This is a genomic window from Dactylosporangium sp. NPDC050588, assembly GCF_040654975.1.
Classification (GTDB): domain Bacteria; phylum Actinomycetota; class Actinomycetes; order Mycobacteriales; family Micromonosporaceae; genus Dactylosporangium; species Dactylosporangium maewongense.
Genome location: NZ_JBFAJA010000123.1, coordinates 24,433 through 34,289 on the forward strand (window position 1 = coordinate 24,433; position 9,857 = coordinate 34,289).

General features: G+C 75.4%; 11 protein-coding genes. 5 read left to right on the forward strand and 6 right to left on the reverse strand.

What is annotated here, in order from left to right; all coding sequences use genetic code 11:
* Positions 1-50 precede the first annotated feature (50 nt).
* A complete protein-coding gene (locus tag AB0I21_RS51945; RefSeq protein ID WP_360572574.1) occupies positions 51-1,061 on the forward strand; it encodes a hypothetical protein in 1,011 nt (336 codons plus the stop codon).
* Positions 1,058-1,849 (forward strand): inositol monophosphatase family protein, encoded by a 792-nt coding sequence (locus AB0I21_RS51950; RefSeq protein ID WP_360572576.1) that lies wholly within the window; start codon positions 1,058-1,060, stop codon positions 1,847-1,849. The genes AB0I21_RS51945 and AB0I21_RS51950 overlap by 4 nt, the downstream gene beginning before the upstream one ends.
* Here AB0I21_RS51950 and AB0I21_RS51955 read toward each other — a convergent pair.
* On the reverse strand, positions 1,824-4,007 hold the full coding sequence (locus AB0I21_RS51955) for an MMPL family transporter (RefSeq protein ID WP_360572577.1): 2,184 nt from the start codon (positions 4,005-4,007) through the stop codon (positions 1,824-1,826). The genes AB0I21_RS51950 and AB0I21_RS51955 overlap by 26 nt on opposite strands.
* Positions 4,008-4,150: 143 nt before the next feature.
* Here AB0I21_RS51955 and AB0I21_RS51960 point away from each other — a divergent pair, with 143 nt between their 5' ends.
* Entirely contained in the window at positions 4,151-5,305 is a 1,155-nt protein-coding gene (locus AB0I21_RS51960) for a histidine kinase (protein WP_360572579.1), read from the forward strand.
* Positions 5,302-5,994, forward strand: a complete 693-nt coding sequence (locus AB0I21_RS51965) for a response regulator transcription factor (protein ID WP_360572581.1) — start codon at positions 5,302-5,304, stop codon at positions 5,992-5,994. Before AB0I21_RS51960 ends, AB0I21_RS51965 begins: the two co-directional genes overlap by 4 nt.
* Before the next feature lie 11 nt (positions 5,995-6,005).
* On the opposite strand, the gene AB0I21_RS51970 is transcribed toward AB0I21_RS51965, so the two are convergent.
* The 3 genes from AB0I21_RS51970 to AB0I21_RS51980 are packed head-to-tail and all read right to left on the reverse strand — an operon-like array spanning position 6,006 to position 8,166.
* Positions 6,006-6,851 carry a hypothetical protein gene (locus tag AB0I21_RS51970; RefSeq protein WP_360572583.1) on the reverse strand — a complete coding sequence of 282 codons (846 nt, stop codon included), beginning with the start codon at positions 6,849-6,851 and terminating at the stop codon, positions 6,006-6,008.
* Positions 6,848-7,273, reverse strand: coding sequence for a nucleoside deaminase (locus tag AB0I21_RS51975; protein ID WP_360572585.1), 426 nt, complete (start codon positions 7,271-7,273; stop codon positions 6,848-6,850). Before AB0I21_RS51975 ends, AB0I21_RS51970 begins: the two co-directional genes overlap by 4 nt.
* Positions 7,270-8,166: a PhzF family phenazine biosynthesis protein gene (locus AB0I21_RS51980; RefSeq protein ID WP_360572587.1), complete on the reverse strand. Its 897-nt coding sequence runs from the start codon at positions 8,164-8,166 to the stop codon at positions 7,270-7,272. Before AB0I21_RS51980 ends, AB0I21_RS51975 begins: the two co-directional genes overlap by 4 nt.
* A 92-nt stretch (positions 8,167-8,258) precedes the next feature.
* On the opposite strand from AB0I21_RS51980, the gene AB0I21_RS51985 reads away from it, so the two are divergent.
* On the forward strand, positions 8,259-8,705 hold the full coding sequence (locus AB0I21_RS51985; RefSeq protein ID WP_360572589.1) for an Lrp/AsnC family transcriptional regulator: 447 nt from the start codon (positions 8,259-8,261) through the stop codon (positions 8,703-8,705).
* Positions 8,706-8,712: 7 nt separating this feature from the next.
* Here AB0I21_RS51985 and AB0I21_RS51990 read toward each other — a convergent pair whose 3' ends face one another.
* Together AB0I21_RS51990 and AB0I21_RS51995 are read right to left on the reverse strand one after the other, a co-directional pair.
* The gene (locus AB0I21_RS51990) at positions 8,713-9,075 is read right to left on the reverse strand and encodes a DUF2203 domain-containing protein (RefSeq protein WP_360572591.1); all 363 of its coding nucleotides are present in this window, start codon (positions 9,073-9,075) and stop codon (positions 8,713-8,715) included.
* 48 nt (positions 9,076-9,123) lie between these two features.
* Positions 9,124-9,648, reverse strand: a complete 525-nt coding sequence (locus AB0I21_RS51995) for a universal stress protein (protein ID WP_360572593.1) — start codon at positions 9,646-9,648, stop codon at positions 9,124-9,126.
* Positions 9,649-9,857: the final 209 nt, after the last annotated feature.

Here is a 9,857-nt window from a genome sequence, read left to right on the forward strand (position 1 = left end):
CCCGGATTGGGACCGTGGACGCATCATCAGCCCTCTTCGTGGAGTCCACCATGACCGGTCCGCAGCCCGTCCGATGGCACCGTCCGCTGCTGTGGTTCGCGGCGGCGATGGGTGTCCTCGCCCTCGTGTCCCTCGTCGGGATCTTCGTCGACGACCGGCTGGTCGTCGGCAGCCCCACCTGGCTCAAGCCGTTCAAGTTCGCCGTTTCCATGGGTGTGTACGCGGTGACCCTGGCGTGGCTGCTCCGGGCCGCCCGGCGCGGCCGGCGCACCGGCTGGTGGGCCGGGACGGTCGTCGCCGTCGCCGCCACCGTCGAGATGGCCCTGATCGTGCTGCAAGGGGTCCGGGGCCGGCCCAGCCACTTCAACAACTCCACCCCGTTCGACGAGACCGTGTGGTCGCTCATGGGCAACCTGGTCGTGGTGCTGTGGACGGCCAGCCTCGTCGTCGCGATCGTCGTCGCCTTCCAGCGCGGCGGCGACCCGGTGCTGAAGTCCGCGGCCCGGCTCGGCTTCACGCTGTCGCTCGCCGGGATGCTGGTCGCGTTCCTCATGACGCAGCCGACCGCCGAGCAGGACGCGGCCCTGGACCGGGGCGAGACGGTCGGCATCATCGGCGCGCACAGCGTCGGCGTCGCCGACGGCGGCCCGGCGATGCCCGTCACCGGCTGGTCGACGACCGGCGGCGACCTGCGCGTCGCGCACTTCGTGGGCATCCACGCCCTGCAGGCGCTGCCGCTGCTGGCGCTCCTGCTCGCCGCGGCCGCCCGGCGCCGGCCGTCGTCGGTGCCCGGCGAGCAGCGGGGCCGGCTGTCCTCGGTGCTCGGGGAGCAGCGGGTCGCGCGGGGGCTCGTGCGGGCGGCGGCGCTCGGGTACGGCGGCCTCATCGCCCTGCTCACCTGGCAGGCGCTGCGCGGCCAGCCGCTGCTCGACCCGGACGGCAGGACGCTGCTCGCCGCCGGCATTCTCGCGGTGACGGTGCTGTGCGCCGCCGGGATCGCCCTGCGCGGTCGCGGGAGGACGCCGATCACGGAGAAGTCCCCGGCTATCGTCGGGGCGTGACGACAGACGATCTCGAACTGGCCATCGCCGCCGCCGAAGCGGGCGCGGCGGTGGTCCGTTCGCGCTTCGGGACCCGCCAGGACCGGTTCGCGAAGGGCGGCGGCGACTTCGCCACCGAGGCCGACATCGAGGCGGAGCGGGCGATCCTGGCGGTGCTGCGGGCCGCCCGGCCCGGCGACGCCGTGCACGGCGAGGAGTCCGGCCGCATCGGCGGCGGCGACCGTACGTGGCTCGTCGACCCCCTGTGCGGCACGCTCAACTACGCGGCCGGCGCGATGCTCGTGGCCGTCAACGTGGCGCTGCGCACGCCCGCGGGCACCACCGTGGCCGTGTCCGTGGACCCGTTCGCCCGGGAGACGTTCTCGGCGGCCGCCGGGGTGGCCCGGGTGCGCCGCGACGGGGTGGAGGCGGACCTCGTGCCGACGCCGCGGTCCGCTCTTGTCGACGTGAACCTCGACCCGCCGTTCCCGAACGGTCCCGCCTTCCACCCGGCGCGGCTGCTCGCGGATCCGGGGTTCGGCGAGCTGTTCCGGCCGCGGGTCGTGTCGAGCACCCTCGCCGTCGCGTGGGTCGCCGCGGGCCGGCGGGCGGCGTACGTGACCGACGGCGACCTGCGCGACAGCGTCCACTTCGCGGCCGGGATCGCGCTGTGCGAGGCCGCCGGCTGCGTGGTGACCGGGCTGCGGGGGCAGCCGCTGCACACCGGGGCCGGCGGCCTCGTCGCCGCCGCGGATCAGCGGACCCACGCGGCGCTGCTCGACCTCATCGAGCGGCAGTTCCAGCGCTGACGAGCTCCGGCTCGACCGCCGGCGGCTCCTCGCCGTGCAGCCGGGTGCCCTCGACGTCGACGTCGGGCAGGAGGCGGTCGAGCCAGCGCGGCAGCGCCCAGGCGCGGCGGCCCAGGAGCGTCATGACCGCCGGGACGAGGGTCATCCGCACCACGAACGCGTCGAAGAGGATGGCCGCGGCGAGCGCGAACCCGATCGACTTGATCATGGCCTCGGGCGACAGGATGAAGCCCGAGAACACGCTGATCATGATGATCGCGGCGGCGGTGACGACCCGGGCGCCGTGGCTGAACCCGTTGACGACGGCGTCCTTGGGTGCGGCGCCGTGCACGTGCTCCTCCCGCATGCGGCTGACGAGGAACACCTCGTAGTCCATGGCGAGGCCGAACACGATCCCGATGAGGATGACGGGGAGCAGGCTGACGATCGGGCCGGTCTGCTCGACGCCGATGAGGTCGGCGAGCCAGCCCCACTGGAACACGGCGACGACCGCGCCGAACGTGGCGGCGACGCTCAGCAGGAAGCCGACGATCGCCTTCAGCGGCACGAGCACCGAGCGGAACAGCAGCGTCAGCAGCAGGAACGCGAGCACCACGATCACCGCCAGGTACGGCCCGAGCGCCGACCCCATCTTCGCCGAGATGTCGATGTTGACGGCGGTGGTGCCGGTGACGGCGAGCGCGGCACCGCCGGACGGCGGCAGCGCCCGGATGGCGTGCACGAGGTCGGTGGTCTGCGCCGCGTCGGGCGCGGTCGCGGGGATCACCTGCAGGATCGCCGTGTCGCCGGCCGGGTTGAGCGCCGGCGGGCTGACGGTGGCGACGCCGGGCAGCTCCGCGATGCGCGCGGCGGCGGCGGTCGCGGCGGCCTGCGGGTCGGGGCTGGCGGCGGCGTCGACGACGACCAGCAGCGGGCCGTTGAAGCCGGGGCCGAAGCCCTCGGTGAGCAGGTCGTAGGCCTTGCGCTGGGTCGTGGCGGGGCCGGCCATGTTGTCGCCGGGCAGGCCGAGGCGCATGTCGAGGACGGGCATGGCGACGATCCCGAGGCCGAGGACCGCGGCGACGAGCGTCAGGACCGGCCGCCGGGTGACGAGCGCCGCCCAGCGGCGGCCCATGGTGCCGTTGCCGTTGCCGTGCCTGCGGGCGGCTACGCGGCCCTTGGCCACCCGGTCGCCCGCGAAGCCGAGCAGCGCCGGCAGCAGGGTGAGGGCGATGAGCACCGCGACGATGACCGCGCCGGACGCGGCGAGCCCCATCTGGGTCAGGACCGGGATGTTCACGACGGCGAGGGCGGCCAAGGCGATGACGACCGTCAGCCCGGCGAACGTGACCGCGGACCCGGCGGTGCCCACGGCCCGCCCCGCCGCCTCGGCGGGCGACCGGCCGAGCGCGACCTCGTGGCGGAACCGCGAGACGATGAACAGCGCATAGTCGATGGCGACCGCGATGCCGAGCATCAGCGCGAGGGTCGGCGTGGTGCTGCTGAGGTCCACGAAGCCGGTCACGATCTGGATGCCGGCCATCGCGGCGCCCACGCCGAGCAGCGCGGTCAGCAGCGGCAGGCCGGCCGCGACCAGCGACCCGAGGGTGACCAGCAGGACGAGCGCGGCGATGAGCAGGCCGATCACCTCGCCGATGCCCTGCTCCGCGGGCGCCTGCAGGGCGTCGCCGCCGATCTCGACGGTCAGGCCCGCGTCGCGGCCGGCGCGGGTCGCGTCCACGAGCGCCGCCCGGTCGGCGTCCGTCAGGCCGATCGGCTGCACGGTGTAGGTCACCTGCGTGTAGGCGACGGTCCCGGCCTGGTTGACGGTCCCCCGCAGCGGGTCGGAGACGGTGGCGACCCGCCCGCCGGCCTTCAGCGCGGTGACGGTCCGCTCGAGGGCGGCGGCGTTGCCGGGGTCGGTGAGCTTCTGGCCGGCCGGCGCGGCGAACACCACCCGCGCCTGGGCGCCGCCCGCGCCGGCCTGCGGGAAGCGCTGCGCGAGCAGGTCCTGCGCCTCCTGCGCCTGCGTGCCCGGGATCTCGAACGAGCCGGCCGTCGGGCCCGACAGGGTCGCCGCGCCGGCGCCGAGGGCCGCGATCAGCGCCAGCCAGAGCACGAGGACGAGCTTCCGGCGGTGGAAGCTCAGCTTCCCGAGCCGGTACAGGTAGGTTGCCATGCCGACCACGGTCCCGGGCGGCGGGCCGGAAAGCGTCGTCCCGGCGCAGACACGCGGCTACCACGGGCGTGGTAGCCGCCCGGGTGATGGCTACTGCGGCCAGACGACGCCGCCGCCACGAAAGGCCGCGTACGGTGCAGAGCATGGACGCCAGCGAGACCGCGCTCACCAGGGTGTGGCGATACGCGGCGGGCAGGCCACTGCTGCTGGACATGCTGCTCGCCCTCGTGCTGGCGTTCGCCGTGCTGCGCGCCGCCGCCGACGACCGGGCCACCAACGGCGACGTGATCGTCGCGGGCGTGGCGTTCGTCGCCGTCCTCATCCGCCGGCTGCGGCCCCTGGCGGCGCTCGGCATCGCCACGTCCGCGACCATCGGCGCGATCCTGCAGGGCGTCAGCAACCCGGGGCTGATCGTGGCGCTCGGCGTCATCACGTACTCGATCGCGGCGCACACCGACCGGCGCAAGGGCTGGGTGTGCGCGCTCGCCGCGTCCGGGTTCGTGTACCTGACGGGCCTCATCGTCGCCGCCGAGGACTGGTGGCGGGGCGAGACCCTCGGCATCTTCGCGTGGATCTTCATGGCGGCCGCGGTCGGCGACGCGGCGCGCACCCATCGCGCGTACGTCGCCGAGGTCGAGGAGCGCGCCCGCCGGGCGGAGCAGACCCGCGAGGACGAGGCGCGGCGCCGCGTCATGGACGAGCGGCTGCGGATCGCCCGGGAGCTGCACGACGTCGTCGCGCACCACATCGCGGTCATCAGCGTGCAGGCGGGCGCCGCCGCGCACGTCCTGCAGCGCCGGCCGGACCAGGTGGGCCCGGTCCTGAACCACATCCGCGAGGCGTCCGACACGGTGCTGAAGGAGATCCAGTCGGTGGTCGGGGTGCTGCGCGGCGCCGACGAGCGCGAGACCACCGAGCCCGCCCCCGGCCTCGCGCGGCTGCCAGAGCTGCTCGCCACGCTGGAGACGACCGGGTTCCCGGTGCGGCTCCGGCAGGTCGGGGAGGCGCGGGAGCTGCCCGCGATGGTGGACCTCGCGGCGTACCGCATCGTGCAGGAGGCCCTGACCAACGCCCACCGCTACAGCGACGGCTCGGCGCAGCTCCTCGTCGAGTACACCCCGGACGACGTGGTCCTCGAGGTCAGCAACCGGATGCGGGCGGCCGCGCAGAAGGGCGCCGGCTACGGGCTGCTCGGCATGCGCGAGCGCGCCGCGGCCGCCGGTGGGAGCGTGACCGCGTGCCCGGTCGGCGCCTCGGTGTTCCGGGTCCACGCGGTCCTGCCGGCGGAGCACGCGTGACGATCCGGGTGCTGCTCGCGGATGACCAGGCGCTGATCCGCGCCGGCTTCAAGATGATCATCGACTCGGAGCCCGGATTCGAGGTCGTCGGCGAGGCGGCCGACGGGCGGGAGGCCGTGGACCTGGCCCGCACGGCCCGCGCCGACGTCGTCCTCATGGACATCCGCATGCCGCGCGTGGACGGCCTCGAGGCGACCCGCCGCATCGGCGCCGACGACAACCTGGCCGGCGTGCGGATCCTCGTGCTCACCACGTTCGAGACCGACGACAACGTGGTCCTCGCGCTGCAGGCGGGCGCCAGCGGGTTCCTCGGCAAGGGCGTCGCCCCCGCCGACCTGCTGCACGCGATCCGGGTGGTGGCGGGCGGCGAGCAGCTGCTGTCGCCGCGGGCGACCCGCGGGCTGGTGAGCCGCTTCCTGACCAGCCTGCGGCCGGACGCCGACGGGGCGCTGCCGGCGCTGGACCTGCTCACCGACCGGGAGCGCGAGGTCCTCGTCCTCGTCGCGCACGGCCTGTCCAACGACGACATCGCCGAGCGCCTCTTCGTGTCGCCGCTGACCGCCAAGACGCACGTCAACCGGGCGATGACGAAGCTGAACGTCCGGGACCGGGCGCAGCTGGTGGTCCTCGCGTACCAGAGCGGCCTGGTCCGCCAGGGCGACCCGCTGCCCGACCCGCCCAACCGCTGACGGCTGGAGGGTCACCAGCCGATGCGGGCGAGGGCGCGGGCCACGAAGCCGCGCAGTGCCCGGTCGTCCCAGCCGGGCACGTCGGGTGGGAGCGCCCCGTCCGGGTCGGCGGCGACGGCGAGCATCGTTAGGGCGGGCTCCGGGGTGGCCTCTCGGCGCCGGTACGCCAGCGCGATCGCCGCCGTCAGCGCCACCTGCTCGTCCGGGTGGTCGAGCCGCTCCCGGAGGTGCGCGTCGACGGCCGGGTCGTCGACCGGCAGGTGGGCGAGGGTCAGGTTGGCGGCGGCGCTCGCCGTCGCCAGCAGCGCCGCCACCGCCGGCGGGGTGGGCGGGAACCACGCCAGGAGCCCGGCCGCCAGCTCCGCGACCGCCGGGTCCGCGTCACCCACCCAGCCGGTGACGGTCCCAGCGTGGGCGGCGAGGGCGTCGTACGCGTCCCGGGCCCAGCGGTCGGCTCCCGCGTCGCCGGCCTCGTCGTCACCGGCCTCGTCGCCGGTGAGCCACAGGTTGAGCCGCAGCAGCTGCTCGTCGGTGACCGCGTCCGCCGCCGGGTAGACGGCACGCGCGTCGAACGGCAGGGCGTCGTCGCGGTGGTCGCCGATCGCCACCTTTCTGAGCATCCGCACGAGGTCGGCCCGGTCCGGGGTCGCCGGGTCGTCGGCGAGCGCGACCAGGAACGGCACGACGACGGCGCCGGCCTGCCACCGGGTGCCCTGGTGGTACAGGTGCGCGGACAGCTCGTTCCGGGCCCGGGCACGGGTCGTCGGCTCGGCCGCCGTCAACGCCTCCAGCAGGGCGGGGACGTGCTCGGAGGTGCCGTCGCAGCCGTACACCCGCTCCCAGGCCACCCCGGTCATGCGGTGTAGTAGCCCTCGACCGCCGCCCGGGCCGCATCGAGCAGGGCCGGCCCCTCCTGAGGGACCCGCGGGAAGCCGCCGGCGGGCTTCAGCGCGTCGAGCTGCCCGGCGGACAGGGCGTACACGACGCGGCCGAGGCCGGAGCGGTCGATGCCGCCGGTGCACATGCCGCAGGGCTGGCAGCTGGTGTACATCGTGATGGCGGCGGCGTCCTCCGGGGTCAGGTGGCGGGCGGCCCAGCGGGCCAGCTTCAGCTCCGGGTGGGCGCTGATGTCGTCGTCGGACAGGACCGTGTTGTGCTCCTCGGCGAGGACCCGGCCGCCGGCGACGAGCAGCGACCCGAAGGGCGCCTCACCCGCCGCGCGGGCCTCGACGGCGATCGCGATCGCCCGACGCAGGAACCGCTCGTCGTCCGGTGTCACGACGCCTCCGGCAGGGTCATGGTGCCGCGCGCGACGACCAGGCCGGAGCCGCTCACGCGCACCCGCGGGCCGGCGACGGTCACGGTGATCCGGCTGGGCCGGCCCATCGAGTGCCCCTGCTCGACGACGACGGTGACCTCGCCCTGGCCGCCGGGCTCACCGGCCGCCAGGAGGGCGGCGAGGGGGCCGGCGGCGGTCCCGGTCGCCGGGTCCTCCGCGATGCCCATCGCCGGGTTGAAGAATCTCGCGTAGGCCGTGGCGTCCTTGTCGACGGTGTCGCCGGTGTACAGGTAGCAGCCCTCACCCCCGACCTGCCGGAGCGCCGCGGTGAGCCGGGCGTCGTCGGGCGCGGCCCGGTCCACGGCGGCGCGGTCGCGGACCGGCACGAGCAGGTGCCCCGCGCCGGTGGAGACCACCTGGGCCGGCCGGTCGGCGACGAGGTCCTCCTCGCGCAGCCCGAGCGCGGCGGCCAGCCCGGCCCGGTCGCTGACGACGGCGCCGAAGACGGGCGGCGACTGTTCCATGGTCACCACCACCCGCCCGTCGTCGTGGTGCCGCACGTGGACGGGCAGCACGTCCTCGCCGATCTCCTGCGTGAAGTCGCCACCGCCGTCCAGGCCGCCCGGGCCGGCGAGCCACAGCCAGGCGCCGAGGGCGTTGTGGCCGGCGCCGTACACCTCCTCCCCCGTCGGCGTGAAGGACCGCAGCCGCCGCGTCGCCCCCGGCCGCGTGGGCGACTGGACGAACGTGGTCTCCGACTGGTTGAACTCGCGGGCGATCGCCCGCATCTGAGTCTCGGTGAGCCCGTCGGCGTCGGTCACGAGGGTGAGCGGCGCGCCGGTGAGGGGGGCCGAGGCGAACACGTCGACATAGACGAACGAGGTTTCAGGCACACCTCGACGCTACGGCCCGCCACCCACCGGGTGGAGGCCGTTTGTGCGGCATCGCGGGCGGTTCGCCGCAGGATCTGCGGTAGCCTGCCGCGATGACCGCACCCGGGCTCGACGAGGTGGACCGGCAGCTGCTCGCGGCGGTGCAGCGGGACGCCCGCGCGTCGCTGACGGCCCTCGCGGCCGAGATCCACCTTGGCGTGTCCGCGACGCGGGCCCGGTTGCGCGGCCTGGAGGAGCGGGGCGTCATCACCGGCTACACGGCCAGGGTCGACCCGGTCGCCTGCGGCCTGCCGCTGCGCGCGGTCGTGCGCATGAAGGTGCACGGCGCCCTGTACGACAAGGTCGCCGCCGTCCTGGACCGCGAGCCGCAGATCGTGCGCTGCGTCCGCGTGACCGGCGAGGCGTGCTACGTCGCCGAGATCGTCGCCGCCGACATGCCGGACCTCGCCCGCATCACCTCCGAGCTCGCCCGCGTCGGCTCCATCACCACCGACATGGTCTACGAGGTCGTCGCCGACCGCGCGATCCCCGCCCGGTAGGCCTGGCTCAGTCGAGCCGGCGGCGGCCGGCGAAGCCGAGGTCGGCGCGGTGATACCAGGCGAGGTCGCGGTCGCCCTCCAGCCAGCACAGCAGCACCGGCACCCCGTCGAGCTCGGCCGGGAAGTCCAGCAGCAGCGGCGCCACGCCCTTGAGGTGTGCCCCGCTCTGCTGCACCTCGGTGACCAGCTCGTCGAACCTGGCGGACCTGGCCTTCCATTCCGGCAGCCCACCCAGCGCCGTCGCGGCGCCGCCGGGGGCGAGCGCCGCCGCCAGCTCCGCCGCGTCCGCCCGCACGGCGACGAGCTCGTCGAGCAGCGGGCGGAGCCGGCCGAGCGCCGCCCGCGCCTCCGCCACTGTGTACAGACCCATGTGCCAAGTCTGGCACCCGCCCACCCGCACCGGGTGGTCCGGACCGGGTCAGCCCGCGCCGGCCGTCTCCGGCGGGTGGGATTGGTCCCCGGCCCGGGCGCGGACCACGACGACCGGGCGGTCGGACTTGTGCACGAGGGTGTCGGAGGTGCTGCCCAGCAGCAGCTCGCTGAGCTTGCGGTGCCCGTGCGCGCCGACCACGATGCCGGGGCTGTCGTGCTCGCGGGCCACGCGCAGCAGGGTGTCGGCGGGGGTCAGGTCGTCGGCGACGGCGAGCGCGGTGGCGGCGCTGAAGCCGGCCTCCCGGGCGAGCTGCGCGCCCTGCCGGGCGGTCTGCTTCGCCGACTCGTACGCGGCCTCGTCCATCTCGGCGGCGCTGCGCAGGTCCAGGGCGGCCGGCGGGAGCTCGAAGCCCGGCACGGGCAGCGTCAGGGGTTCGAAGCGCCGCCCGGCCTCCCACACCGTGACGACGAGCGCCGGTTGCGGGCCGAGCAGGGTCGCCGCGTCGCGCACCGCCTGCCGTGCGGCCGCGGAGCCGTCGAACCCGAGGATCACCGGTCCTCCTGTGGTCACCGTTCCCACCGTACCGACGGATCCACCGCCGGCGGGGTGAGCGCAAGGTGGTCCGTCTCCTCGCCCGGAGGGCTGGCGGGGGCGGCCGCCGGAGCAGTACGTCGCCCTGGCGGCGCACGGTGGCGACGATGTCCGGGTGCGAGTGGCCCATGATGGCGTGGCATCCCCGCACAGGGCGTCGCCACCCTCCCGGCACCGGCCACCCTCCC